General features: G+C 66.6%; 21 protein-coding genes. 3 read left to right on the top strand and 18 right to left on the bottom strand.

The genetic code is table 11. The annotated features are described in order from the left end of the window. Positions 1-76: 76 nt before the first annotated feature. On the bottom strand, positions 77-1,012 hold the full coding sequence (locus AC1KVE_RS06940; RefSeq protein WP_039523575.1) for a Gfo/Idh/MocA family protein: 936 nt from the start codon (positions 1,010-1,012) through the stop codon (positions 77-79). Positions 1,013-1,381: 369 nt separating this feature from the next. Next, positions 1,382-2,359: an NAD(P)H-quinone oxidoreductase gene (locus tag AC1KVE_RS06935; RefSeq protein WP_481092167.1), complete on the bottom strand. Its 978-nt coding sequence runs from the start codon at positions 2,357-2,359 to the stop codon at positions 1,382-1,384. 364 nt (positions 2,360-2,723) lie between these two features. On the opposite strand from AC1KVE_RS06935, the gene metF reads away from it, so the two are divergent. Both metF and AC1KVE_RS06925 read left to right on the top strand, forming a co-directional pair. Then, on the top strand, positions 2,724-3,551 hold the full coding sequence (gene metF, locus AC1KVE_RS06930) for a methylenetetrahydrofolate reductase [NAD(P)H] (protein ID WP_024938327.1): 828 nt from the start codon (positions 2,724-2,726) through the stop codon (positions 3,549-3,551). Positions 3,552-3,621: 70 nt separating this feature from the next. Further along, positions 3,622-4,293: a hypothetical protein gene (locus AC1KVE_RS06925; RefSeq protein ID WP_104569056.1), complete on the top strand. Its 672-nt coding sequence runs from the start codon at positions 3,622-3,624 to the stop codon at positions 4,291-4,293. A 159-nt stretch (positions 4,294-4,452) separates the two neighbouring features. Here the strand turns inward: AC1KVE_RS06925 and AC1KVE_RS06920 are convergent, their stop codons facing one another. The 5 genes from AC1KVE_RS06920 to AC1KVE_RS06900 form a co-directional block, all read right to left on the bottom strand. Next, positions 4,453-4,965 carry a P-loop nucleotide/nucleoside kinase family protein gene (locus AC1KVE_RS06920; RefSeq protein ID WP_104569437.1) on the bottom strand — a complete coding sequence of 171 codons (513 nt, stop codon included), beginning with the start codon at positions 4,963-4,965 and terminating at the stop codon, positions 4,453-4,455. 2 nt (positions 4,966-4,967) lie between these two features. Next, positions 4,968-5,915 (bottom strand): Nudix family hydrolase, encoded by a 948-nt coding sequence (locus AC1KVE_RS06915; RefSeq protein ID WP_054591398.1) that lies wholly within the window; start codon positions 5,913-5,915, stop codon positions 4,968-4,970. 128 nt (positions 5,916-6,043) lie between these two features. Next, positions 6,044-6,412 carry a VOC family protein gene (locus AC1KVE_RS06910; protein ID WP_054591399.1) on the bottom strand — a complete coding sequence of 123 codons (369 nt, stop codon included), beginning with the start codon at positions 6,410-6,412 and terminating at the stop codon, positions 6,044-6,046. Positions 6,413-6,838: 426 nt separating this feature from the next. Then, the gene (gene secA / locus AC1KVE_RS06905) at positions 6,839-9,577 is read right to left on the bottom strand and encodes a preprotein translocase subunit SecA (protein WP_024938330.1); all 2,739 of its coding nucleotides are present in this window, start codon (positions 9,575-9,577) and stop codon (positions 6,839-6,841) included. A gap of 155 nt (positions 9,578-9,732) precedes the next feature. Beyond that, on the bottom strand, positions 9,733-10,677 hold the full coding sequence (locus AC1KVE_RS06900) for a M23 family metallopeptidase (RefSeq protein WP_024938331.1): 945 nt from the start codon (positions 10,675-10,677) through the stop codon (positions 9,733-9,735). Between AC1KVE_RS06900 and AC1KVE_RS06895 the strand changes: the two genes are divergently transcribed. Beyond that, entirely contained in the window at positions 10,678-11,124 is a 447-nt protein-coding gene (locus AC1KVE_RS06895) for a DciA family protein (protein ID WP_024938332.1), read from the top strand. A gap of 186 nt (positions 11,125-11,310) precedes the next feature. Here the strand turns inward: AC1KVE_RS06895 and lpxC are convergent, their stop codons facing one another. The 11 genes from lpxC to AC1KVE_RS06840 form a co-directional block, all read right to left on the bottom strand. Further along, positions 11,311-12,222: a UDP-3-O-acyl-N-acetylglucosamine deacetylase gene (lpxC, locus tag AC1KVE_RS06890; protein ID WP_024938333.1), complete on the bottom strand. Its 912-nt coding sequence runs from the start codon at positions 12,220-12,222 to the stop codon at positions 11,311-11,313. A gap of 233 nt (positions 12,223-12,455) precedes the next feature. Then, the gene (gene ftsZ, locus AC1KVE_RS06885) at positions 12,456-13,700 is read right to left on the bottom strand and encodes a cell division protein FtsZ (protein ID WP_104584569.1); all 1,245 of its coding nucleotides are present in this window, start codon (positions 13,698-13,700) and stop codon (positions 12,456-12,458) included. Between the two features lie 293 nt (positions 13,701-13,993). Next, positions 13,994-15,229 carry a cell division protein FtsA gene (gene ftsA / locus AC1KVE_RS06880; protein ID WP_003485272.1) on the bottom strand — a complete coding sequence of 412 codons (1,236 nt, stop codon included), beginning with the start codon at positions 15,227-15,229 and terminating at the stop codon, positions 13,994-13,996. Then, positions 15,226-16,062, bottom strand: coding sequence for a cell division protein FtsQ/DivIB (locus AC1KVE_RS06875; RefSeq protein WP_054591400.1), 837 nt, complete (start codon positions 16,060-16,062; stop codon positions 15,226-15,228). Before AC1KVE_RS06875 ends, ftsA begins: the two co-directional genes overlap by 4 nt. A 169-nt stretch (positions 16,063-16,231) precedes the next feature. Beyond that, the gene (locus AC1KVE_RS06870) at positions 16,232-17,188 is read right to left on the bottom strand and encodes a D-alanine--D-alanine ligase (RefSeq protein WP_184457103.1); all 957 of its coding nucleotides are present in this window, start codon (positions 17,186-17,188) and stop codon (positions 16,232-16,234) included. After that, positions 17,185-18,618, bottom strand: a complete 1,434-nt coding sequence (murC, locus tag AC1KVE_RS06865) for a UDP-N-acetylmuramate--L-alanine ligase (RefSeq protein WP_046345715.1) — start codon at positions 18,616-18,618, stop codon at positions 17,185-17,187. The genes AC1KVE_RS06870 and murC overlap by 4 nt, the downstream gene beginning before the upstream one ends. After that, complete coding sequence (gene murG, locus AC1KVE_RS06860; RefSeq protein ID WP_184457105.1) at positions 18,615-19,886, bottom strand: undecaprenyldiphospho-muramoylpentapeptide beta-N-acetylglucosaminyltransferase; 1,272 nt, start codon at positions 19,884-19,886, stop codon at positions 18,615-18,617. The genes murC and murG overlap by 4 nt, the downstream gene beginning before the upstream one ends. After that, positions 19,883-21,256 carry a putative lipid II flippase FtsW gene (gene ftsW / locus AC1KVE_RS06855; protein WP_184551428.1) on the bottom strand — a complete coding sequence of 458 codons (1,374 nt, stop codon included), beginning with the start codon at positions 21,254-21,256 and terminating at the stop codon, positions 19,883-19,885. Before ftsW ends, murG begins: the two co-directional genes overlap by 4 nt. Beyond that, positions 21,256-22,341: a phospho-N-acetylmuramoyl-pentapeptide-transferase gene (mraY, locus tag AC1KVE_RS06850; RefSeq protein ID WP_024939425.1), complete on the bottom strand. Its 1,086-nt coding sequence runs from the start codon at positions 22,339-22,341 to the stop codon at positions 21,256-21,258. The genes ftsW and mraY overlap by 1 nt, the downstream gene beginning before the upstream one ends. Further along, the gene (locus AC1KVE_RS06845; protein ID WP_184457110.1) at positions 22,331-23,824 is read right to left on the bottom strand and encodes a UDP-N-acetylmuramoyl-tripeptide--D-alanyl-D-alanine ligase; all 1,494 of its coding nucleotides are present in this window, start codon (positions 23,822-23,824) and stop codon (positions 22,331-22,333) included. The genes mraY and AC1KVE_RS06845 overlap by 11 nt, the downstream gene beginning before the upstream one ends. Then, positions 23,821-25,296: a UDP-N-acetylmuramoyl-L-alanyl-D-glutamate--2,6-diaminopimelate ligase gene (locus AC1KVE_RS06840; protein ID WP_184457451.1), complete on the bottom strand. Its 1,476-nt coding sequence runs from the start codon at positions 25,294-25,296 to the stop codon at positions 23,821-23,823. Before AC1KVE_RS06840 ends, AC1KVE_RS06845 begins: the two co-directional genes overlap by 4 nt. Between the last annotated feature and the right edge of the window lie 7 nt (positions 25,297-25,303).

Raw genomic sequence — 25,303 nt, 5'->3', positions numbered from 1 at the left:
CCCAGCCTTTGACACAAAAAACACCGGCTTATCGCCGGTGTTCTGGATGCTGCAACACGTTGGATGGTGCGACCGGCTACCAGGCGAACGGCGCGGTGACCTTGCGCGCGCCGAGCATGAACGCATCGGCCACGTGCACGAACGGGGTGACATCCACCTCCGATTCGCCGGCGCGCACCAATTGCACGAAACGCCGGTACAAGCCGTCGTATTCGCCGGCGGCTTCCACTGGCTGCGGCTGGCCATCGATACTGAGCCTGGCACCGCCCTCGCTGAGCATGAGCAGGCCGTCGGTGGTGTCCACTTCGATATCCCAGCGCTGATGGCCGGTCTGCAGAAAATCCAGTTCCGCCGTTACCGGCACCCCTGCGGTATCGACAAAACCAAGCCTGGCGTACAGCGGTGCCTGGCGATTTTCGGGCGTGTGCAACTCCGCTTCGCGCAGCGCGAAGGGGCGCGGCAACAGATGCGTGACGATGGACAGCGCATTGATGCCGGGGTCGAACACGCCCATGCCGCCCGGCTCCAGGATCCAGTCCTGGCCCGGGTGCCAATGGCGAATGTCTTCCTTCCAGGTGATGTGCGCGCGCAGGATCTGCTTGTCGGCCAGCCACGCCCGCGCAGGCTCCACGGCAGCAGCGCAGCGCGAATGCCAGCTGGTGAACAGGCTGCGTTGCGCACGCTGCGCCAACGCGCGCAGATCGTCGATCTCGGCCAGGGTGGCGGCCGGTGGTTTTTCCAGGAACACATGGCGCCCGGCGGCCAGCGCGGCCTGTGCCTGCGCGTGGCGGCCGACCGGTGGCGTGCACAGCGCCACCGCTTCAATCTGCGGATGCGCCGCGAAGGCCTCTTCCAGGCTGTGATAGGCCGGCACTCCATCGACCGTGCCATGCCGGCTCACCGTGGCCACCAGCTGCACATCGGCACGCGCGGCGATGGTGGGCACGTGCTGGTCGCGGGCGATCTTGCCGATGCCGACAAGGGCAATGCGCAATGCGTCTGGATGCTTCATCGAAACCTTCGGGCTGATAGTGACGTGGCGGGACCCGCGCGATCGCCCGTTTCAGGCGCATGCACGGACACTGCGGCAGCGGCGCGCTGCACCAGCGCACGCAACGGCGCAGTGTAAGGTCAGGCTGCGGTTCGCTGCGAGACATCGCTCCTGCTTGTTTTGCTATACCTGCGCCGCCCGGTGGCCGTGCAGGAGCCGCCATGCTGCATCGGTGCAACTGCACGGCACGCCTTGCCGTTCGTGGCCTTCCACCTGGTCGCGCTGGAGCACTCGGCGGCTGCGGTGGGGCGCCCGGCCTGCGGCCGATGTATGGCCAGGCCTGCGACGCCGGCTGCAGAAAAAGCTACCTGCATGCGCCTTGCGATGCGCTCACATCTCCAACACGACCTTGCCCAGGTGGCTGCCCTGCTCCAGATAGCGATGCGCTGCAGCGGCTTCGCCGAGCGGGAAGCGCTTGTCGAGCAGCACGCGCAGCTTGCCCTGCGCGATCCACGGCCACACCACGCGCTCCACTTCCGCGGCCAGGCGCGCCTTTTCGTCGGCACTGCGCGGGCGCAGCGTCGAGCCGGTGAGCATGGCCTGCTTGCGCATCAGCAGCGGGATCGGCACCTCGATGGTCGAGCCGGCCTGCGAGGCGATATAGACGATGCGCCCGCGCGGGTTGAGCGCCTCCAGGGTGTCGGCGAATACCGCAGCGCCCACCATGTCCAGCGACACATCCACCCCGCCGTGCGCCTTGGCCACGTCGACAAACGATTCGGTGGTGGAGTCGATCGCCACATCGGCACCCAGTTCGCGCGCCTGCGCCGCCTTACCTGCCGAACGCGCAGTCGCCAGCACATGCGCACCGACGGCCTTGGCCATCTGGATCGCAGTCACGCCGATCCCGGACGTGGCGCCATGCAGCAGCAGCCATTCCCCGGCCGCCAGCCGGCCATGCTCGAACAGGTTGGTGTACGCGGTAAAGATGGTTTCCGGCAGCGCCGCGGCATGCGCCAGATCCATGCCAGGCGGAATCGGCAGCACATGCCGCGCGTCGACCGCTGCGTACTGTGCGTATCCGCCACCGCCCAGCAGTGCACACACCCGATCGCCGACCTTCCAGCGACCGGCCGGCTCCACGATCTCGCCGGCGATTTCCAGCCCGAGCGTCTGCGGCGCGCCGGGCGGCGGCGGATAGTGGCCGGCACGCTGCAGCAGATCGGGACGATTGATCCCGGCCGCATGCACGCGGATCAGCACCTGCCCCGGCGCCGGACGCGGGCGCGGCTGCTCGCTGGCGTACAGTGCATCCGCATCGCCCTTGCCATCGCGTATGGCGATTGCAGTCATCGTGGTATCGCTCATGCGCAGCACTCCGTAGAAAGTGCACCCAGTGTAGAGCTGCCCGCGTCAACGTCCGGCGCAAGCCCGCTCGCGACATGGCACGCAGGCGCAGCGCAACCACTGTCTCCGCCAAGTCACGGTAAGCAACCACGCGATGACCGGCATCACGCGTGAAACCAGTGCGGCGACAAACGCGATTCGCCTGCCCGCTGCAAGGCAAGGCTTCGCTCGCCACCGCGCGGCAAGCGCCTGCAGGGCCCCGCAGAGCGCGCTGTCATTCCGCTGACAGCACCCCAGGTAACCGAATGCACGACACCCGCAACCAAATATGCATTCATCGCGATGAAGCGATATTATGCTGGCACGATCCGCCGGACCTGCCGCGATGACGCATCTCAGTTTCGAGTTCTACCCGCCGAAGACCGACGACCAGCGCGCCCAGCTGGACCGCACGGCGGCCAGGCTGAAGGGCTACGCGCCGGAATACGTGTCGTGCACCTTCGGTGCCGGCGGCTCCACGCTCAGCTATACCTCCGAGACGGTGCGTCACCTCAAGCAGAAGCACGGTTTCGAAGCCGCCCCGCATCTGTCCTGCGTCGGCGGCAGCCGCCAGGAGATCCGCGAGCTGCTCAAGCTGTATCGCGCGATCGGCTGTACCCGCATCGTCGCGCTGCGCGGCGACCTGCCCTCGGGCATGGGCCATCCGGGCGACCTGCGTTACGCCTCGGACCTGATCGCCTTCATCCGCGCCGAGCACGGCGATGCGTTCCGGATCGAGGTCGGTGCGTATCCGGAAACCCATCCACAGGCGACCGACGCGCTCAGCGATCTGCGTTACTTCAAGGCCAAGGTGGATGCCGGCGCAGATGCCGCGATCACCCAGTATTTCTACAACGCCGACGCGTACTTTCATTTCCGCGACGCCGTGCAGCGCATGGGCGTGGAGATCCCGATCATCCCCGGCATCATGCCGATCTCCAATTTCTCGCAGTTGCGGCGCTTTTCCGAGCAATGCGGTGCGGAAATTCCGCGCTGGATCAGCAAGAAGATGCAGTCCTACGGCGACGATGCCGATGCGGTGCGCGCCTTCGGTGCGGAAGTGGTGGCCACCGTGTGCGAGCGCCTGATCGCCGGCGGCGCGCCTGCCCTGCACTTCTACACGCTCAACCTGGCCAAGCCGACCACGCAGGTGCTGCAGCTGCTCGGGCGCTGAGCCAGCCGCTCGCAGCCATGCCCTCGGCAGGCGTATCTGTGCGGGCACATCACTGGCAAACGCGCGTGTGATGCGCAAACGCCGTGCAAGCTCTTTCGGTCCCGGCGCGTTGCTCGCCGGCTCACGCAGGCCCCGTTACGCTGCGCCGATGCCTCGCCTCCTGCTGCCGTTGCTGCTGTTGTTCTGCCTGTGCCCGGCCACGCGCGTGCAGGCGCAGGAGATCCGTCGCTGCGTGACAGCGGACGGGCAGACCATGTTCACCGACCGCCGCTGCGAAGATGTCGGCGCCGCGGCGCGCCCGCCGCCGGCCGCGCGCACGCAGGGCAACACCGGCCTGCATCGCTACGGCTGCCCGCGCCGGCTGAGCGAACTGGTGTCGTTGCTGCAACTGGCGGTGGACAGCCGCGACGTCAATCGGCTCTCCAGCCTCTACCTGTGGAGCGGCCAGTCCGACGCCGCTGCCAACCAAGTGCTGAGCCGGCTGGAGGCGATCGTGCAACGCCCATTGCTGGACATCGTGCCGATGTACCCGCAACGCGATCCGCCGACCTGGGAAGCCGATGCCGGCACGGCAGCGGCTTCATCCCTGGACGGCAGCGCCATCGACGCCCCACTCCCGGCACCGCCAAGCCGCCCACGCCCCTGGGGCCTGCGCCTGGAACAGAACCTCGCCAGCGGTGCGCCGGCAAGCAGCGTGTTGCGGCTGCGCCGGCAGTACAACTGCTTCTGGGTGACGTTTTAGCGCAGCGCCCGGCGTGAGCGGATTGCAGCGGCCAAGTACATGCGACGGCGCATTGCCCCGGCAATCGGTGATGGTGACGATGGTGGTGTGGGCTGCGAGGCAGTGAGCGTATCGGCTCAGAGACCCCGAACCTCATGCCTCATAGGTGACGCTTGCAGGCTATACGACAAGCCGGCCCATGATCTGCGTGACCGCCTGCTGCGGGCTCAGCACGGCGCTGTCGATCACCCAGTGCGGCTCGGTCCAGGCCACATAATCATGCGCGAGCACGGAGGCCCACCCCGGCACGCGCAATCCGACCACGTCGCTTTGCCGCGATTCCACGCGCTGCCGATGCACGTTGCGATCGCTGCACACTACCTCGATCTCCAGCAAACGGCTCCGTGTGCGACGAGCTACATCGCGCCACGCTTCACGGGTGACCGGCAACGGGTTCACGCAATCGGCGACCACCACGTGACCCTGCTGCAGATTGGCCTCGGCAAGTGCGTAGGCGGTCATGTAGCCGGCTGCTCCGACGTCGTTGGCGAGTACACCACTTTCGCGTAGTGACTGCTCAATCGTATCGATACGCAAATAAAACGCAGTGCATTGCGTCAGTAGCGCCTGGGCAATGGAACTCTTGCCGACGCCCGGCAATCCGCCGAACACCACCAAGATCGCTGACTGCAGGGTCACTGCGGCCACAGCGCACGAATTGCCGCGATGCCTTGCGCGCCATGCGAACGGGCTTCGCGCAGGTCGTCGACCTGCATGCCACCGAGTGCGTAGATCGGCAAGGAGACCTGCTCGCGCAAGCGTTCGAATCCTTCCCATCCCAGGGGTGTCGCACCCGGATGCGACGCGGTCGCCTGCACCGGGCCCAGCACCGCAAAATCGCAGCCAAGACGCTGGGCGTGGCGAAGGTCTTCCAGCCCGTGACACGAGGCGGCGACCGGCTGCTCGGCCGGCAACGGGCGCTGCTGCAGGCTGGCCAGTTGCTCCGAACCCAGGTGCACGCCGATGCCGAGTTCGCTGGCCAGTGCGATGTCGCGGTTGAGCAGCAGTTGCGCGCGCGCACGGCCGCGCAGGCGCATCACCTGCTGCAGCAAGGCCTGCCAGCGCGCCGGTTCGGCCTGCCGCGCACGCAACTGGATGCGCGTGATGCCGTCCTGCAGCGCACGCTCCAGACCTTCCAGCCACAGCGCGTCATCGTCCGGCTCGGGCGTGATCAGATAGCGGTCGGGCTGGCGCAGCACACCGACCACCGGCACATCGGCCGGCGGCATCGAATAGCGGGTCAGCTTGTCGGCGGCCACCCAGGTCATCGCCTGGCCTTCGCGGCCGCGCGGGCTGCCTTTCCATGCGGTAATGTGGCGCACTTCCAGGCGCAGCCGCTTGTCCGGGTACAACTGCGGCACGTCCATCAGCCACTCGCCGACCTGCGCCTCGATACCGAGCTCTTCGTTGAGTTCGCGCACCAGTGCCTGTTCGGAGGTCTCGCCAGGTTCGCGCTTGCCGCCCGGAAACTCCCACAGGCCGGGCATGTCGCGGGTTTCGGTACGGCGGGTCAGCAGGATGCGGCCGCGGGCGTCGGTGATCACGCCGGCAACGACGTGGATGGATCTTAGAGAATCAGGCATGGCACAAGAGTGCCGCGAGTGAGCCGTTCAGTGCAATCGCTTGGCGGCGGGGATTGGGGATTGGGGATTCGAGATTGGTCAAAGCGCGGCACGTGTGCTTCTGCCAATCCCGAATCCCCAATCCCGGCCTACAGTGGATGCCCGATGCGCCAGAGCACACCGCTGGGATCGTGCAAGGTGAAATCGCGTGCACCCCACGGCCGATCTTCCGGCGCGCTGCAGCTCACCCCGAACTGCGCGCCCAGGCCGGTGTCGTGCACGTGCTGCCACCAGCTGTCGGCATCGTCCACCCACAGGTGCAGCATCAGGTTCTCGGCCAGTTCGCGCAGATAGAAATCCTGCAGCAGAAACGCGCAATGCGTGCCATGCCGGAAGCAGGTCACATTGCCTACCTCGTCCTCCTGCACGAAGCCCAGCGCGCGATAGAACCGCTGCGACAGCGCGTAGTCGCGCGCAGGCACGAACACCTTCAATTGCTGGCTGGACAGCAACGCCATGACCGCACTCCACGCAGGATATGGATCGAGCATACGCCCCGCAGTGGCACCGGCGGAGACGCTTGTATGCGGCAGGCGCCGTTGGCGCCGCGAGAGATGGACAGCGTGTGGCGGACCTGCCGTGCCGAGGCCCGCCGCAAGACAGCTCGCCGGACGCTTCCAGCGTCTATGCGGTTGGTGTCCCGTCGTTGCCTGGCAACGATGCAAGCCATGCCTTCGCGGGGAATTGGCCAAAGGCGGCGAAACCTGAGCGTGGCCTCGTACCCGGTCTGCGATATCCCCTTTCCTGCTTCAAGACCCCCTCAGGATCCCATCCGTAAGCAGAGCCCCCTTGGTAAGGGGGCGCGCCAAAGGCGCGGGGATCGGAAGCAAGGACCGTGCACCAGGCATCCGCGGAGCGGATGCCTGGTGCACGGTCAACTCAGCTCAGCTGAGTTGACCGTGGCAGTGCTTGTACTTCTTGCCGCTGCCGCAGGGGCACGGATCGTTACGGCCCACCTTGGGCTCGTCGCGGGTCACCTGCGACACCGGCACCGGGGCGTTGCCGCCCTGCATCTGTTCCACTTCCTCGTCGGCACCATAGCCGCCGGCGTCCTGATGCTGGAACTGCGAGGCCATCAAGCGCGCCTGCGCCTGCAGACGCTCCTGCTCTTCCAGTTCGGCCACTTCCTCTTCGCTGCGGATGCGCACGCGCGCCAGCAGGTTGATCACTTCGCGCTTGACGTTCTCCAGCATCTCCGAGAACAGCTCGAAGGCTTCCTTCTTGTATTCCTGCTTGGGCTGCTTCTGCGCATACCCGCGCAGATAGATGCCCTGGCGCAGGTAATCCATCTTGGCCAGATGCTCCTTCCAGCCCTGGTCGAGCACGGTCAGCATCACGTGCTTTTCCAATGCGCGCATGGTGTCGTTGCCCACCGCCGCTTCCTTCTCGGCAAAGTGCGCATCCACCGCTGCCTGCACCTTGGCCGCAATCTGCTCGGCGTCCAGTTCTTCCTGCGTGCGTGCCATCTCGCTCAGCGCCAGCGGCATGCCCAGCTCCGATTCCAGCGTGGCTTCCAGACCCTTCAGGTCCCACTGCTCATCGACGGAGTTGGGCGGCACGAAGCGTGCGACCAGGTCGTAGATCACATCGCCACGGATGCCGTCGACGTTGTCCTTGACCGATTCGGCATCCAGCAATTCGTCGCGCTGGGCGTAGATCACCTTGCGCTGGTCATTGTTGACATCGTCGAAGTCCAGCAGGTTCTTGCGTATGTCGAAGTTGTGCGCTTCCACCTTGCGCTGCGCCTTTTCGATCTGCCGGCTGACCAGGCGATCTTCGATGACGTCGTCTTCCTTCATGCCCATCATGCGCATCGCCTTCTGGACCCAGTCCGAGGCGAAGATGCGCATCAGGTTGTCTTCCAGCGATAGATAGAATCGCGACGAACCCGGGTCGCCCTGACGACCGGCACGGCCGCGCAGCTGGTTGTCGATACGGCGCGACTCGTGCCGCTCGGTACCGATGATGTGCAGGCCGCCGGCCGCCTTGACCGCATCGTGACGACGCTGCCATTCGGTCTTGGCCGCAAGGCGCTGCTCGTCGCTGATGTCGTCGCCCATGGCATGCAGCTCGGTTTCCAGCGAACCGCCCAGCACGATGTCGGTACCGCGGCCGGCCATGTTGGTGGCGATGGTCACCGCGCCCGGCTGGCCGGCGTTGGCCACGATGGTGGCTTCGCGCTCGTGCTGCTTGGCGTTGAGCACTTCATGCTTGACCCCGGCCTTGCGCAGGTGCTCGGACAGCATCTCCGAGGTCTCGATCGAGGTGGTACCCACCAGCACCGGCTGGCCGCGCTTGGCGCAGTCCTCGATGTCGGCCAGCACCGCGTTGAACTTGCCCTTGCGGTTGAGGAACACCTGGTCCGGATGGTCCTTGCGCACGGTCGGGCGGTTGGTCGGGATCACCACCACTTCCAGGCCGTAAATGCTCTGGAATTCGTAGGCTTCGGTGTCGGCCGTACCGGTCATGCCGGACAGCTTCTTGTACATGCGGAACAGGTTCTGGAAGGTAATGCTGGCCAGCGTCTGGTTCTCGCGCTGCACCGGCACGCCCTCCTTGGCCTCGACCGCCTGATGCAGGCCGTCGGACCAGCGGCGCCCGCTCAGCGTACGGCCGGTGAATTCGTCGACGATCACCACCTCGCCATCGCGCACGATGTAGTCCACGTCGCGCTGATAGATCGCATGCGCGCGCAGCGCGGCATTGAGGTGATGCACCACGCTCAGGTTCTGCGCGGCGTACAGGCCGTCCTCGGCATTTTCCAGGATGCCGGCCTGCATCAGCAATTCTTCGGCGTGGCCCATGCCCGCCTCGGACAGATGCACCTGCTTGCCCTTCTCGTCGATCCAGAAGTCGCCCTCGCCCTCTTCGCTTTCCTGCCTGGTCAGCTGCGGCACGATGCGGTTGACGCGGATGTACAGCTCCGGCGACTCGTCGGCCGGGCCGGAGATGATCAGCGGGGTACGCGCCTCGTCGATCAGGATCGAGTCGACTTCGTCGACGATCGCGTAATGCAGGTTGCGCTGGTAACGGTCGGCCTTGGACAGCGCCATGTTGTCGCGCAGGTAGTCGAAACCGAACTCGTTGTTGGTGCCGTAGGTGATGTCGCTGCCGTAGGCCTCGCGCTTGTCGCTATGCGGCATGCCCGGATACACCACGCCCACGCTCAGGCCCAGCCAGTTGTACAGCTTGCCCATCTGCGCGGCGTCGCGGCGCGCCAGGTAGTCGTTGACCGTGACCACATGCACGCCCTCGCCCTGCAGCGCGTTGAGGTACACCGGCAGCGTGGCGACCAGGGTCTTGCCTTCACCGGTGCGCATCTCGGCGATCTTGCCCAGGTGCAGCACCATGCCGCCGATCAGCTGCACGTCGTAATGGCGCATGCCGAGCACGCGGCGGCTGGCCTCGCGGCACACCGCAAAGGCTTCGGGAAGAATCTTGTCCAGGGACTCGCCGGCGGCAAGTCGCTGCTTGAACTCCGGGGTCTTGGCTTGCAGCTCGGCGTCGGAGAGCTTCTCGATCGTCGGCTCCAGCGCATTGATCTGGGTGACGAGGCGGTTGAGCTGGCGCAGCTGGCGTTCGTTACGACTGCCAAAGACACGGGTAAGCAGACTGTTGATCATTGAAGAAACCGGTTGAAAAGGAACGGTTTGACCGACGCCGGTCCCCAAGACCCGGCCGCCGTAAACGAAACAGGGCGCACTGCGCCCTGTCGATGGCAACACCCTATTGTAGCTTGGGGCGGGCCTTCACGAATCAAGCGCCGCCCGCGCCGTCGTCAACCGCGCCCGCGGCGGCCCACCGGCGTGTTGGTATCGCCCAGGAACTTGCGCGGATTGACCACCCGCCCGTCCGCCCACACCTCGAAATGCACGTGGGCGCCGGTGGAGCGGCCACTGGATCCGGCCCGGGCCACCTGCTGGCCGGCGCGGACCAGGTCGCCCACCTTCACCACCAGGCGCGAGTTGTGCGCATAACGGGTCACATAGCCGTTGCCGTGGTCCACTTCCACCACGTTGCCGTAGCCGCCGCGCACGCCGGCATAGCTGACCACGCCGTCGGCGACCGACATCACCGGGTCGCCCACGTTGGCGTGGAAGTCCACGCCCTTGTGGAAGGCCGAACCACCGTCGAACGGATCGGCGCGGCCGCCGAAGCCGGAGGTGATGTAGGTGTTGCGGATCGGCATCCGCGAGGGCACCGAATTCTGTTCGAGCTGATGATCGAACATCAGCGCGGCCAGCACGTTCAGTTGCTGGCCGGAGGCGGAGAACTGCTGTTCGACCTGCCCCAGCGTCTGCTTGAGCGACTCGACCGGCATGTCGCTGACCGGCTCGTCGCCGCCACCGACGCCGACCGGGGCGTCGAAGTCGAACTCGCCGTCCTTCAGCTTGCCCATTTCGGTCAGCCGCTCGCCCAATGCATTGAGACGGGTGGCCTGCGCCTGCAGCTCGCCCATGCGCGCGGCCAGTGCGTTGACCTGCGCCTGCGAGGCGCGCTGCGCCTGGGCCAGCTCGGCCTGCTGCCGGGCAACCTTGGCCTGCAACGCGGAATTGGTCACCATGCCGGTGGCGGTGCTGGCACCGATGCCGATCAACATGCCCAGCCCAAGCACGGCGCCGAGGACTACCATCGGTCGATCCGCGGCAAAGCCCTGGAACTGGCGGGCCAACCGCTGCGCCCGGGTTTCGCGAGATTTGATTACAACTTTCTTCAACGCCATATGAGTGTCATGTCCAAGCCCAAGTCCAACGCACGCAACCCTTCCGTCCCACAACCGGCCATCGAGGCCGCGTTGGGTGAAAAGGCTGGCGACCCCTTGCGCCGAGCGTTGTGGCTCGATGCGCTGGACCGACAGTTGCGCCCCCTGTTACCGCCTCATCTGGCCACCCGTTGCCGGCTGGCCAATGTCAGAGACGAACAGCTCGTTTTTCTGGTTGATTCACCTGTCTGGCATGCCAAGTTGCGACTTGCCGAGACCCAATTACTGGATGCCGCCCGATCCATCGGACTGAAGGCCACCGCAGTGACCATCAAGACCACTACCACCCCGCTGCATTCCCCAATGCAGCAGAATCGCGAGCGTCCGCGCCCCGTCTCGGAGGCCACGCACAGAGGTCTGCGCGATGCGCTGGCCTCCCTGCAGGATGTTCCACCCACCAAACGGTGAGCACCGCGCCGCTGGTGCGAAGCGGCCGCCGCAGCGTGAAAGAATTGCGAAGACCGCGCACGACCCGACGCATCCTAGCGGGCCTCAGCCACGCAGGAGTTAGAGAAGTCTTAAATAAAAGTTAAGAACGGGCCGGTAATCCGACGCAGTTCACACTTCGAACGCCGACTGCGGCATTCCCCGACATCAGGCGTAGACGGGGCTGGCGTAGGTGACCGGCGGTTGCACGGTGCCTTCCGGGAAGCTGACCCATTCCCAGGCGGCCTGATCCGCCAGAAGCGCACGCACCAGCTTGTTGTTGAGCGCGTGGCCGGACTTGAAGCCTTCGTAGGCGCCCAGAATGGCGCCGCCGGCCAGGTACAGGTCGCCGATGGCGTCCAGGATCTTGTGCCGCACGAATTCGTTGGTATAGCGCAGGCCGTCCTCGTTGAGCACGCGGAACTCGTCCAGCACGATGGCGTTGTCCATCGAACCGCCCAGGCCCAGATTGCGCTCGCGCATGTATTCAAGGTCGCGCATGAAGCCGAAGGTGCGGGCGCGCGAGATTTCCTTGACGTAGGCCGAGGTGGAGAACTCGATTTCCTGGCGCGACTGCTTGGCCGGGATCATCGGGTGATTGAATTCGATGGTGAAGCCGAGCTTGTAGCCCTCGTACGGCTCGAAGCGCGCGACCTTGTCGCCCTCGCGCACTTCCACCGTCTGCTTGATGCGGATGAAGCGCTTGGCCTTGTTCTGCTCGACGATGCCTGCCGACTGCAGCAGGAACACGAACGGGCCGGACGAACCGTCCATGATCGGCAACTCGGCCGAGGACAGTTCGACGATGACATTGTCCACACCCAGGCCGGCCAGTGCCGACATCAGGTGCTCGACGGTCTGGATCTTGGCGCCATTGCAGGTCAGGCCGGTGCACAGCGTCGTCTCGGTGACCAGCTCGGCATCGGCGGGGACTTCGACGATCGGCTCCAGGTCCACACGCCGGAACACCACGCCATGATCGACCGGAGCCGGCCGTAGCGTCATGTACACCTTGTCGCCGCTGTGCAGGCCGACGCCGGTGGCGCGAATGGTGTTCTTGAGAGTGCGTTGCTGGGTCATATGCGAAGTCTGGATGAACAATGCAGACAGACGCTGAACCGGCTGTCTAATCCGTAGAGATTATCTGAATTTTAACAAGTCGCGCGTGACGGGAACTGTAATCCCCGGGTCACGCCACTGCAAAAGCTGCCGGATCGTGGCCGATCCGGCAGAAAGGACATGGCACTGCAACCCCCGGGGCGAACCCCGGGGCGGAACGGACCGCGCCGCCGTAGCGACGCAGCCGACGATCCTCAGTCGGCCTGGCGGCGCAGGAACGCCGGGATATCCAGGTAGTCGTTGGGCAGGTCTGCGGCCGGCGCAGCCGAACCGCCGCCGTTGTTGCTGCCGCTGCCGCTGCCGACCGAGTCGCTGCTCGGACGACGCAGGCCCAGGCCCATGCTGCCGCCGACGGCCTTGGACACCGCATCGCCGCCGCTGGTGTCGAAATCGCCGAACTCCGGCTGGCCGGTGGTGGCATTGCGCACCAGCTTGATCGGCGCGCGCTGGTCCGGACGCTGGGTCTGGCGGGCAACCGCACGGTTCAGGCCAGTGGCCACCACGGTGACGCGCACTTCGTCCTGCATGTCCGGGTCGAGCACGGTGCCGACGACCACGGTCGCATCTTCCGAGGCGAACGCTTCGATGGTGCGGCCGATCTCGTCGAACTCGGACATGGTGAAGTCCGGGCCGGCGGTGATGTTGACCAGGATGCCGTTGGCACCGGCCAGGTTGACGTCGTCCAGCAGCGGGTTCTGGATGGCGGCTTCGGCAGCGGCCTGCGCGCGATCGTCGCCGCGAGCCGAGCCGGTGCCCATCATGGCCAGGCCCATTTCCGACATCACGGTGCGCACGTCGGCGAAGTCGACGTTGATCAGACCCGGACGCACGATCAGGTCGGCGATGCCCTGCACGGCGCCCTGCAGCACGTCGTTGGCAGCGCGGAAAGCCTGGATCATGGTGGCGTTGCGGCCGAGCACGGTGATCAGCTTTTCATTGGGGATGGTGATCAGCGAGTCGCAATGCTGGCTCAGTTCCTCGATGCCCTTGAGCGCGACCTGCATGCGGCGACGGCCTTCGAACGGGAACGGCTTGGTGACCACGGCCACGGTCAGGATGCCCATTTCCTTGGCCAGCTGTGCAACCACCGGGGCGGCGCCGGTGCCGGTGCCGCCGCCCATGCCGGCGGTGATGAACACCATGTCCGCACCCTGCAGCGCGTCCATGATGCGCTCGCGGTCTTCCAGTGCGGCCTGGCGACCGACTTCCGGATTGGCGCCCGCGCCCAGGCCCTTGGTGACGTTGGTGCCGAGCTGCAGCTGCAGCTTGGCGCCGCAGTTCTTGATCGCCTGCGAGTCGGTGTTGGCGGTGATGAACTCCACGCCATCGACATTGGTGTTGACCATGTGCGCAACCGCGTTGCCGCCGCCGCCGCCCACGCCAACGACCTTGATTACCGCGTTGGGAGCCATCTTTTCGATCAGTTCAAAATGTGCCATGTCAGTGTCCTCTTGAGCCGGGATTGGGGGGTGGGGATTGGGGAGTCGCAAACGCGCTGGTCCCTGTCCCACTCCGCATCACGGCGAGTGTTGTTGTTTGAAAGTCGGGATTCGTGTGCCTGGGCCATGGATGCGCTGTTGCGCTCTACGACTCACGGCACCTACTCCTCGACGCAATGCCTGCAAAAAATTTTACCGCCTACCCGCTCGCCGCTCTCCACTTAATCGTTGCTACCACTCTGCTTTTTTTCGCCCTTGCCAATCCCAAATTCCGAATTCCAAATCCCGGCCCCTCAGAATTCCCCGCGATACCAGTTCTTCAATTTCTTGAACAAGCTCCCGGCGCGACCGGTCGGGATCGACGGGCGGCGCGGGTGTTCGATCTGGCTGCCCATCAGCAACAGGCCCACGCCGGAGGCGTGCACCGGGTTGCCGACGACTTCGCCCAGGCCGGTGACGTGCTGGGGAATGCCCACGCGCACCGGCATCTGCAACATCTCTTCGGCCAGTTCGACCACGCCTTCCATCTTCGACGCACCACCGGTGAGCACCATGCCGGCGCGCACCATTTCCTCGAAACCGGAGCGGCGCAGTTCGGCCTGCACCATTTCGAAGATTTCCTCGTAACGGCCCTGCACTGCCTGCGCGAGCGCATGCCGCGGCATGCGCCGCGGCGGACGATCGCCGACCGACGGCACCTGGATGCTTTCTTCGGCGGTGGCCAGCTGCGCCAGCGCACAGGCGTAGCGCACCTTGATCTGTTCGGCTTCCGGGGTGGGCGTGCGCAGCATGTGCGCGATGTCGTTGGTGACGTGGTCGCCGGCGATCGGCAGCGAGGCGGTGTGGCAGATCGCGCCCTGCACGTAGACCGCAAGATCGGTGGTGCCGGCGCCGATATCCACCAGCACCACGCCCAGTTCGCGCTCGTCGGCGGTCAGGACCGCCACGCTGGAGGCCAGCGACGACAGCACCAGATCGTCCACCTGCAGGCCGCACTTCTGCACGCACTTGGTGATGTTGGCCGCTGCCGATTGCGCGCACACCACCAGATGCGCGTGCACCTCCAGGCGCACGCCGGTCATGCCGACCGGATTGCGGATGCCTTCCTGCGAATCGTCCAGCACGTACTCGCGCGGGATCGCATGCAGGATGCGCTGGTCAGCAGGAATGGCCACGGCCTTGGCTGCATCCAGCACGCGCTCCAGATCGCTCCAGGTCACTTCGCCGTCGCGGATCGGCACGATGCCGGGCGAGTTCTTGCACTGCACGTGGTTGCCGGAAATCGACGCGTACACCGAGCGGATTTCGCAGCCGGCCATCAGCTCGGCCTCTTCCACCGCGCGCTGGATCGACTGCACGGTGGATTCGATATCCACCACCACGCCGCGCTTGAGACCGCGCGATTCATGCGAACCGATGCCGATCACTTCGATCGGATTGCCGGGCGAGTACTCGCCGACCAGCGCGACGACCTTGGAGGTGCCGATGTCCAGTCCAACGATGAGGGATTTGTCGCCTTTGCGGTTCATGTCTTAAAGCCGGGATTCGGGATTTGGGATTCGGGATTGGAGAAAAGCGGGGTATGGGTGCGAGGGAGTTGCAGCACGACCGTGTGATGTGCGGCGGGCGTGGCCGGCGGAGGTTTTTTCTTGGTCTCGGGCACCGCGTTTTCCAAATTCCGTTCGACCGTGAAGCCGTTGGTGTAGCGCAGGTCGGCGCGGGCGATCGGACGTTGCGGGTCGGCCAGTTGCGGCAGCACGCGGGCGAAGCGCTGCAGGCGCGCGCGGGCGTCGTCGCGGCCGATCACGATCTGCACGCCGTTGCTCAGGCCCAGCGACCAGCTGCCGCGCGCGTCCATTTCCAGGCGCTCCACATCCAGCCCGGTCGGCGCGAACAACGCGCGCGATTCGTTGTAGAGCGCCACCACGTCCTGGGTCTTGCTGTCGGGGCCACCGAGTTGCGGCAGCTTGAAATCCTTCAACAACGGCGGGGTGCGGAACAACCGGCCCTGCTCGGACAACATGCGGTCGGTGCCCCAGCGCGCGAACGGCTTGTGCTCGGTGACGTGCACTTCCAGCACGTCCGGCCAGCGCTTGCGCACCTGCGCACTTTCCACCCACGGCAGGCGCGCGATGGCGTCCTGCGCGTTCTGCAACTTCACCGCGAAAAAGCCCGCGCGCGCATACGGCAGGACCACCGCGCGCAACTCTTCGGCCGGCACCCGCTTGAAGTCGCCCGACACCCGCAAGCGCGCCAACGGCCAACGCTCGGCACCGACCCAGCCATTGAGCACGGCCACCACCGGCAACGCGACCAGCGCCACCGCGAGCAACCACGCCAGGATGCGCAAGGTGGCGTTCATGCGCGCGCTCCGCGCGCGGGAATGGGGAATCGGGAATAGGGAATCGCAACGGCGCGCGCTGCGCGCGCGGGATTGGGGATTAGGGATTGGAGATTCGCCACGGCAACAACAACGGCGCGCATGGCGTCGCTGTTGGCCAATCCCGAATCCCGAATCCCCAATCCCCGCGTCATAGCGTCTGCTCCAGCACGCGCCAGACCAGTTCTTCGAAATCGATGCCGAGCTGGCGCGCGGCCTTGGGCACCAGCGAGTGGCTGGTCATGCCGGGGGCGGTGTTGACCTCCAGCAGATACAGCTGGCCGCTGGCACGGTCGCGCATCACGTCGACGCGGCCCCAGCCGCGGGCACCGGCAGCGCGGAAGGCGTCCAGGGCGAGCTGGCGCAGTTGCGTCTCGGCATCGCCGTCCAGGCCCGGGCACAGGTACTGGGTGTCGTCGGCCAGGTACTTGGCGTTGTAGTCGTACCACTGGCCCTTGGGCACGATGCGGATCGACGGCAGCGCGACCTCGCCGAGCACGGCCACGGTGAGTTCGTCGCCTTCGATCAGTTGCTCCATCAGCAGCGCGCCGTCGTAGCGCGCCGCCAGCAGCACGGCTTGTTCGAGCTGGGCCTGGTCGAACACGCGGCTGATGCCGACGCTGGAGCCTTCATTGGCCGGCTTGACGATCACCGGCAAGCCGATCTGCCGGGCGGCGGCATGGATGTCGTCGGCGCTGGCACCGGCGGCCAGGCATGCATAGCGCGGCGTGGACAGGCCCAGCGACAGCCACACCTGCTTGGTGCGGATCTTGTCCATGCTCAACGCCGAACCCAGCACGTTGGAGCCGGTGTACGGCACCTTGAAGGCTTCCATCAGGCCTTGCACGATGCCGTCTTCGCCGCCGCCGTTATGGCCGTGCAGCACGTTGAAGACGCGATCGAAGCGTTTTTCGACCAGCGCCTGCGCCAGGGCTGGAATGCCGTCGACCGGCTGCGCGTCGACACCGCGCGCGCGCAGTGCGTCGAGCACGTTGCTGCCGGAGTTCAACGACACTTCGCGCTCGGACGAGGTACCGCCGAGCAGCACGGCGACGCGTCCGAACGCGGCCGGATCGCTGGTACGTGCGTTGGGAATCACCGCGCTCATGCGCTCGCTCCGGTGAAACCGTTGTTGATGATGTGCTGCGCGACATAGCCGATATCGCCGGCGCCCATCATCAGCAGCAGATCGCCGTCCTGCAGCACGTCCGGCAGCACTTCGGCCAGGCCGGAAATCTGCCCGACCACCACCGGTTCGCTGCGGCCGCGTGCACGGATCGCACGCGCCAGCGCGCGCGCATCGGCGCCTGGAATCGGTGCTTCGCCGGCCGGATAGACCTCGCTCAGCACCAGCGCATCGACGGTGCTCAGCACCGCGGCGAAGGCATCGAATTGATCGCGGGTACGGCTGTAGCGATGCGGCTGGAAGGCGACGACCAGACGCTTGTCCGGCCAGCCGCCACGGGCGGCGGCGAACACCGCTTCCAGCTCGCGCGGATGGTGGCCGTAATCGTCGACCACGCGCACGCGCGCACCGGTGCTGGTGGTGACTTCGCCCAGGTCGTTGAAGCGGCGGCCAATGCCGGCGAAGTTTTCCAGCGCACGCGCGATGGTCTCCGGCGCCACGCCCAGCTGCCAGCCGATCGCAGCGGCCGCGAGTGCGTTGAGCACGTTGTGACGGCCCGGCAAGGCCAGCGTCACCGGCGTGGTGGTGCCTTCGGGCAGACGCAGCGTGAAGCGCATGCGCGGGCCGTCCTGCACCACGTCTTCAGCGCGTACGTCGGCGTTTTCGCTCATGCCGTAGCTCATCACGTGGCGCGGCGTCTTGCCGGCCAGCGCGGCCACTTCCGGGTCGTCGATGCACAGCAACGCCAGGCCGTAGAACGGCAGGCGCTGCAGGAACTCGGCGAAGGCGGCCTGGATGCGTGCGAAATCGTTGCCGTAGTTTTCCAGGTGATCCGAATCGATGTTGGTGATCACCGCCATCAGCGGATTCAGGCGCAGGAAGCTGCCATCGCTCTCGTCGGCCTCGGCCACCAGCCACTGGCCGCCGCCCAGCTTAGCGTTGGCGCCGGCGGCCAGCAACTGCCCGCCGATGACGAAGGTCGGATCCAGCCCGCCCTCGCTCAGCACCGCTGCGGCCAGGCTGGTGGTGGTGGTCTTGCCATGCGTGCCGGCCACCGCGATGCCGCGACGGAACCGCATCAACTCGGCCAGCATTGCCGCACGCGGCATGATCGGAATGCGCTGGCTGCGCGCTTCCATCAGCTCGGGGTTGTCTTCGCGGATCGCGCTGGACACCACTACGCAATCGGTGCCGAGCACGTTGGCCGCCGAATGCCCGCGCATCACCCGCGCACCCAGCTTGGCCAGCCGCCGCGTCGCCGCGTTATCGGAGTTGTCCGAGCCGGAGACTTCATAGCCCAGCGTCAGCATCACCTCGGCAATGCCGCTCATGCCGGTGCCGCCGATGCCGACGAAATGCACGCGCGGAAACGCACGCACCAGATCGCCACTGTCCTGCAGACGGCGGATCACGCGGCACCTCCGGTGGAGGTGCCGGGATTGGGAATTCGGGATTGGAGATTGGCAACGGCGGCGATCGATCGCGCCGAGAATTGACCATTAACGGATTTCTGCATGCTTTCCTGCTTGTGCTGTTGCTCTTTACGAATCCCCAATCCCGAATCTCCACTCCCGGCTTCCTGAAGAATGATGTCGGCGATGCGTTCGGCGGCGTCCGGCTTGGCCAGGGTGCGGGCGGCCTGCGCCATCGCCAGGCGGCGGGCGGGGTCGGCGAGCAGGGTCTGCAAGACCTGCTGCAGGCGAGCGGCCAGGGTGTCGTCCTGCTTGAGCAGCACGGCGGCGTCGGCGCCGACCAGGTATTCGGCATTGCGGGTCTGGTGGTCGTCCACCGCTGCGGCGAAGGGCACCAGCACGCTGCCGATGCCGGCGGCGCACAGTTCGGCCAGCGTGGAGGCACCGGCGCGGCACACGACCAGGTCGGCCCAGGCGTAGGCGGCGGCCATGTCGGCGATGAAGGGTTCGACGCTGGCGTTGACGCCCGCCTGCGCGTACGCGGCCTCGGCTTCGGCACGCAGCTTTTCGCCGCACTGGTGGCGCAGCTCGACATCCGGGTGACCGAGCGCGGCCAGTGCCGCCGGCACGGCCTGGTTCAATGCGCGTGCGCCCTGGCTGCCACCGAGCACCAGCACACGTACCGCAGTTCCACGGCCGAGCAGGCGCGTGGCCGGCGCGGGAAGCGCTGCGATTTCCGCACGCACCGGATTGCCCACCGCTTCTTCGCCGGCGAAGCTGCCCGGGAAACCGGTCAGCACACGGCGCGCAAACCGCGACAACACCTTGTTGGTCATGCCGGGCGCGCGGTTCTGCTCATGCACCAGCAACGGCACCCCGAGCAGCCGCGCTGCCAGGCCGCCCGGGCCGGCCGCAAAGCCGCCGAAACTGATCACCGCGCGCGGCTGGCGCTTGCGCAGCACGAAGCCGGCGGCGCGCACCGCGCGCATCACCCGCACCGGTGCACCGAGCAATTTCACCAGGCCCTTGCCGCGCAGGCCGCTGATGGCCAGCGTATCGAGTTGAATATCGTGCTGCGGTACCAGCCGGGTTTCCATTGCGCCGTCGGCGCCCAGCCAGGTCACCGGCACGCCACGCGCGCGCAGCACCTTGGCCACGGCCAGACCCGGGAAGATATGCCCGCCGGTGCCGCCAGCCAGAATCATCACTGGTCGGATCCCCGCACCTGGATGTGCAGGCGTTTGCGCGGGATTCGCATGAGCGCTCATGCAATCCTCCCGAAGGTCGGTTCCACGCGCGGCTGCATGCGGCTGGTGCCGCGCAGGAACTCAGACGCATGCGCAGACGTGGCCGAGGCTGCGGCAACCGGTGCCGGCGCGGCGGCAACCGGCTCGCGCTGCGGTTTGCGCGCGGGCGCGTAGGCCGGCGTGGCCGACTCGACCACCGGTTCGGCCGGCTCGGCCGACGGTGCGCCAGCACCCTGCGGCGACAACTTGCTGCGCAGGCGCTCGGCACGATCCATTTCGTAGGACACGCGCAGCAGCAGGCCCATTGCCACGCAGGTCATCAGCACCGACGAACCGCCGGAGGAAATCAGCGGCAGGGTCAGGCCCTTGGTCGGCAGGATGCCCAGGTTCACGCCTACCGAGACGAAGCTCTGCAGGCTGATCCACAAGCCGATGCCGAAGGCGATGTAGCCGGAGAAGTGACGCTTCATTTCCACGCAGCGCATGCCCAGCCAGAACGCGCGGCCGACCAGCAGCGCATACAGCGAGATCACCCCACACACGCCGACAAAGCCGAGTTCTTCGGCGATGACCGAGAAGATGAAGTCGGTATGCGCTTCGGGCAGGTAGTTGAGCTTCTGCACCGAGGCGCCCAGGCCCACGCCGGTCCACTGGCCGCGGCCGACCGCCATCAAGGCGTTGGACAGCTGATAGCCGGAGCCGAGCTGGTCGGCCCACGGGTCCAGAAACGAGGTGATGCGACGTAGCCGGTACGGCTCCAGGATCGCGATGAAGGCGAACACCGGCAGGCCGAACACGATCGGCATCGACATGCGCGGCAGGTTCACCCCGCCCAGCACCAGCATGCCGGCGGTGATCGCCAGCAGCAGCGTGGACGAGCCGAAGTCCGGCTGCATCAGCAGCAGGCCGACCAGGGCGATCGCCACGCCCAGCGGCTTGAGCATCGCCGGCCAGGTCGCATTGACCTCGTCGCGAAAGCGCACCAGGTAGCTGGACAGCCACACGATGTAGAGCACCTTGACCGCTTCGACAGTCTGGAATTTCGACACGCCCAGGTTGATCCAGCGCTTGGCGCCGTTGACGCTGCTGCCCAGGCCGGGCACGAACACCACCATCAGCAGGCCGAAACAGGCCAGCAGCAACACCTGGTTGTACTGCTCGATGGTCTTGAGCTCGGTGCGCATCGCCCAGAACGCCAGGCCCACGCCGATGCCCAGGAACAGCAGATGGCGGGTCAGGTAATAGAACGGGTTGTCGGACAGCTCGATCGAACTGGACGCCACCATCACCACGCCCAGCGAGGCGAGCGTGGCCGCTGCCCCGAGCAGCCACGGGTCGTAGCGGCCGCCGATGGCGTCCAGTCGCGTGGCCTGGCGGGACATGTCGTTCATCAGCGCACCTTCAACGTGGCAAGGCCGATCAGCACCAGCACCACCGAAATGATCCAGAAGCGCACGATCACGCGCGGCTCCGGCCAGCCCTTGAGTTCGAAGTGGTGATGGATCGGCGCCATGCGGAACACGCGCTTGCCGGTCAGCTTGAAGCTGGCGACCTGGATCATCACCGACAGCGTTTCGATCACGAACACCCCGCCCATGATCACCAGCACCATCTCCTGGCGCACGATCACCGCGATGGTGCCCAGCACCGCGCCCAGCGACAGCGCGCCGATATCGCCCATGAACACCATGGCCGGATAGGTGTTGAACCACAGAAAGCCCAGGCCTGCGCCGGCGATCGCCGAGCAGATGATGATCAGCTCGCCGGCCCCGGGAATCAGCGGGATCTTCAGGTATTCGGCAAACACCACGTTGCCCGAGGCGTAGGCGAACACGCCCAGCGCACAGGCCACCAGCACGGTCGGCATGATCGCCAGGCCGTCCAGACCGTCGGTCAGATTGACCGCGTTGGAGAAGCCGACGATCCAGAAATAGGCGATCACCACAAAGCTCACGCCGGCCAGCGGCAGCGCGATCGACTTGAACATCGGGATGTAGAAGGTGATCGCGGCCGGCACGTCGGCGGTGTAGTACAGGAACAGGCCCGCGGCCAGGCCGAAGATCGACTGCAGCAGATACTTCCAGCGCGACTTCAGGCCGTTGGGATCGCGGCGCACGATCTTGATCCAGTCGTCGTACCAGCCGATCGCACCGAAACAGACCATCACCGCCAGCACCAACCATACGTAACGGTTGCGCAGGTCGCCCCACAGCAGCACCGACAAGGTCACCGTCAGCAGGATCAGCGAGCCGCCCATGGTCGGCGTGCCGGCCTTGGAGAAATGCGTCTGCGGGCCGTCCTGGCGGATCGGCTGGCCGCCCTTGAACTGGGCCAGCTTGCGGATCACCGCCGGGCCCATCCACAACGACAGGAATAGCGCGGTCAGCGCGGCCAGGATGCCGCGGAAGGTCAGATAGTTGAACAGCCCGAACAGGCTCTCCAGTTGCTGCAGCCAACGCGCCAGCTCAAGCAGCATGGGATGCGTCCTCCGCCGGTGCGAGCAGCGCGGCGACGATGCGGTCCATGGCGCTGCCACGGGAGCCTTTCACCAGCAGCGTGGGCGGGGTTTGCGCCGTGGTGGCGGCAGTCTGCGCCGCCGCACCGGTGTGTTCGTACATCGAAGAAGATTCCTGCGTTTGGGTCGGCGAAACGGCGAGCTGCGCCAGATCCGCCTGCAAGGCCGCGATCAACGCGGCATGGGTGGCGAACACGCGGCCGCCCTCGCCGAACGCCTGTGCGGCGGCGGCACTGAGCTCGCCCAGCGCGTACAGGCGCTGCAGCTTGGCCGCGCGCGCGCGACGTCCGGCGGCGGCATGCAGGGCGGCGCCTTCCGGGCCGAGTTCGCGCATGTCGCCGAGCACCAGCCAGCCTTCGCCAGGCGCAGCAGCCAGGGTGTCGATGGCGGCATCCAGCGAGCCGGGGTTGGCGTTGTAGCTGTCGTCGATCAGCACCGCGCCGCCAGGCAGGGCGTGGGTGATCTGACGGCCGGCCACCGGACGCACCTGCGCCAGACCGGCGGCGATGATCGGCAAGGCGATGCCCGCACCCAAGGCCAGGCCGGCCGCCGCCAGCGCGTTGAGCACGTTGTGGCGGCCCGGCAACGGCAGCGCGATCTGCGCCTGGCCTTGCGGGGTCACCAGGGTGAATTGCGCGCCACTGGCCTGCAGCCGCAAGCCATGCGCGGTAATGTCGGCACTGGCCTGCAGGCCGTAGCGCAACACGCGGCGGCCCTGCACCGGCTGCGCATGCAGTTGCTGCTCGAACCAGGCACCGAAGGCATCGTCGGCATTGATCACCGCCACGCCATCGGCCGGCAATGCGGCGTAGATGGCGCCCTTGGTGCGGGCGACGCCGAGCAGGCTGCCCAGGCGTTCCAGATGGGCGGGGGCGATGTTGTTGACCAGGGCCACGTGCGGCTGGGCGATCTCGGTGAGATAGGCGATGTCGCCCGGCTTGCCGGCGCCCATTTCGTAGATCGCCAGGTCCGCATCGTCGGGGGCGGCGATCACCGCCAGCGGCAGGCCGATCTCGTTGTTGCGGTTGCCCGGCGTGGCGTACACGGTGGTGCCGTCGACACGCCCGGCCTCGGTCAGGATGGCCAGCAGCAGCGCCTTGACGCTGGTCTTGCCGTTGGAGCCGGTCAAGGCGATCACCCGCGTGGCACGATCGCGCTGCATGCCGGCGGCGATACGCGCCAGCGCCAGTTCGGTATTTTCCACCAGCACCTGCGGCACGCTCAGCGCCGGCAGCAGGCGATCGACCAGCACACCGCTGGCGCCGTGCGCCACCGCGTCTGCGACAAAGTCGTGCCCGTCGAAACGCTCGCCGCGCAGCGCCACGTACAGGCTGCCGTTGGCCAGCGTGCGGGTGTCGTTGCCGACGGTGTCGATCATGGCGTCGTCGCCATGCAGCTCACCACCGGCCCAGTGGGCGATCAACGACAGCGGCGTGAGCTTCATGCGCGCACTCCCAGCACGGTACGCGGCAACAAGGCCTGCGCCGCCACGATGGCGTCGTCGAAGGCATGCCGCACGCCGGCGACTTCCTGGTACGGCTCGTGACCTTTGCCGGCGATCAGCACGATGTCGGAGGCACTGGCCATGCTGATGGCCTGATGGATCGCCGCGGCGCGGTCGCGCTGCACGATGGCCGCATCCGGACGTGCGAAGCCGCGCAGGATATCGGCCACGATCACATCGCCATCCTCGCCACGCGGGTTGTCGTCGGTGACGATCGCCACGTCGGCATTGATCTCGGCAATGGCCGCCATCTGCGGGCGCTTGCCGGTGTCGCGCTCGCCGCCGCAGCCGAACACGCAGATCAGCCGGTCCTGTGCATGCGCACGCAGGCTGGCCAATGCCTGTTCCAGCGCGTCGGGCGTATGTGCGTAGTCGACGACCACCAGCGGTGCGCCATGCGCGCCGCCGAGGCGATTCATGCGGCCGTGGATCGGTTGCAACCGACCGAGCACTTCGGCGATCTGCGCCGGCGCGATCTCCAGCGCAGACAACGCACCGGCCACGGCCAGCAGGTTGTCCACGTTGAAGCGGCCCAGCAGCGGCGAGTGCACCGGGTGCACCTGGCCGTCGAGATGCAGCGCGAAATTGATGCCGTTGTGATCCAGCTGCAGTGCCTGCGCACGCACGCCTGCCTGGGCCTGCGCGCGCGAACTCACGCCGATCGCGCGCAGCGCGGGGTCGAGCGAGGCCAGCAGCGTGCGGCTGAATTCATCGTCCAGGTTCACCACCGCGGCTTTCAATCCGGCGCGCGTGAACAGCCTGGCCTTGGCCGCGCCGTACTGCGCCATGTCGCCGTGGTAATCGAGATGGTCGCGGGTGAGATTGGTGAACACCGCCACGTCGAAATGCACCGCATCCACGCGGCCCTGGTCCAGCGCATGCGAGCTGACTTCCATCGCCACCGCCTGCGCGCCCGCGTCGCGCAACTGCGCCAGCAAGGCATGCGTTTGCAGCACCAGCGGCGTGGTGAAACCGGTCGGCACGGCGCTGCCGTACAGACCGACGCCCAGGGTGCCGAGCGTGCCGGCAGGGGTGCCGAGCAGCGTCAGGGCCTGCGCCAGCAATTGCACGGTGGAGGTCTTGCCATTGGTGCCGGTGACGCCGACCATGCGCATCGCCCGCGAGGGCTGGCCGTGGAACTGATCGGCCATCGCGCCCAGGCGCGCCCGCAGGCCCGGCACCGCGATCGCGTCGGCCGGTGCCGGCAGATCGGCCGGCGCCGGCGGCTCGAACAACACCGCCGCCGCGCCATTGGCGCGCGCCTGGTCGACAAAGCCCAGACCATGCGCACCGAAACCGGCGATCGCCACGAAGGCATCGCCCGCACGCACCGCACGGCTGTCCATCACCAGGCCCGACACCTGCACCTCGCGCGCAAGCGGCACGTCCGGCAACAACTGCGACAGCGGCATGCTGCGG

The sequence above is a fragment of the Xanthomonas sp. NCPPB 2864 genome (genome assembly GCF_056675615.1).
This window is presented reverse-complemented; position numbering and strand designations above follow the sequence as displayed.

Excerpts from the sequence above, each read along its gene's own strand:
- AC1KVE_RS06915 (WP_054591398.1), bottom strand. The coding sequence starts at position 5,915 with ATGCCTGATTCTCTAAGATCCATCCACGTCGTTGCCGGCGTGATCACC.
- secA (WP_024938330.1), bottom strand. The coding sequence starts at position 9,577 with ATGATCAACAGTCTGCTTACCCGTGTCTTTGGCAGTCGTAACGAACGC.
- metF (WP_024938327.1), top strand. The coding sequence starts at position 2,724 with ATGACGCATCTCAGTTTCGAGTTCTACCCGCCGAAGACCGACGACCAG.
- AC1KVE_RS06895 (WP_024938332.1), top strand. The coding sequence starts at position 10,678 with ATGAGTGTCATGTCCAAGCCCAAGTCCAACGCACGCAACCCTTCCGTC.
- AC1KVE_RS06925 (WP_104569056.1), top strand. The coding sequence starts at position 3,622 with ATGCGCAAACGCCGTGCAAGCTCTTTCGGTCCCGGCGCGTTGCTCGCC.
- AC1KVE_RS06940 (WP_039523575.1), bottom strand. The coding sequence starts at position 1,012 with ATGAAGCATCCAGACGCATTGCGCATTGCCCTTGTCGGCATCGGCAAG.
- AC1KVE_RS06935 (WP_481092167.1), bottom strand. The coding sequence starts at position 2,359 with ATGAGCGATACCACGATGACTGCAATCGCCATACGCGATGGCAAGGGC.
- AC1KVE_RS06900 (WP_024938331.1), bottom strand. The coding sequence starts at position 10,677 with ATGGCGTTGAAGAAAGTTGTAATCAAATCTCGCGAAACCCGGGCGCAG.
- AC1KVE_RS06845 (WP_184457110.1), bottom strand. The coding sequence starts at position 23,824 with ATGAAGCTCACGCCGCTGTCGTTGATCGCCCACTGGGCCGGTGGTGAG.
- ftsA (WP_003485272.1), bottom strand. The coding sequence starts at position 15,229 with ATGAACCGCAAAGGCGACAAATCCCTCATCGTTGGACTGGACATCGGC.
- AC1KVE_RS06875 (WP_054591400.1), bottom strand. The coding sequence starts at position 16,062 with ATGAACGCCACCTTGCGCATCCTGGCGTGGTTGCTCGCGGTGGCGCTG.
- mraY (WP_024939425.1), bottom strand. The coding sequence starts at position 22,341 with ATGCTGCTTGAGCTGGCGCGTTGGCTGCAGCAACTGGAGAGCCTGTTC.
- AC1KVE_RS06840 (WP_184457451.1), bottom strand. The coding sequence starts at position 25,296 with ATGCCGCTGTCGCAGTTGTTGCCGGACGTGCCGCTTGCGCGCGAGGTG.
- lpxC (WP_024938333.1), bottom strand. The coding sequence starts at position 12,222 with ATGACCCAGCAACGCACTCTCAAGAACACCATTCGCGCCACCGGCGTC.
- murG (WP_184457105.1), bottom strand. The coding sequence starts at position 19,886 with ATGAGCGCTCATGCGAATCCCGCGCAAACGCCTGCACATCCAGGTGCG.
- AC1KVE_RS06870 (WP_184457103.1), bottom strand. The coding sequence starts at position 17,188 with ATGAGCGCGGTGATTCCCAACGCACGTACCAGCGATCCGGCCGCGTTC.
- ftsW (WP_184551428.1), bottom strand. The coding sequence starts at position 21,256 with ATGAACGACATGTCCCGCCAGGCCACGCGACTGGACGCCATCGGCGGC.
- ftsZ (WP_104584569.1), bottom strand. The coding sequence starts at position 13,700 with ATGGCACATTTTGAACTGATCGAAAAGATGGCTCCCAACGCGGTAATC.
- AC1KVE_RS06910 (WP_054591399.1), bottom strand. The coding sequence starts at position 6,412 with ATGGCGTTGCTGTCCAGCCAGCAATTGAAGGTGTTCGTGCCTGCGCGC.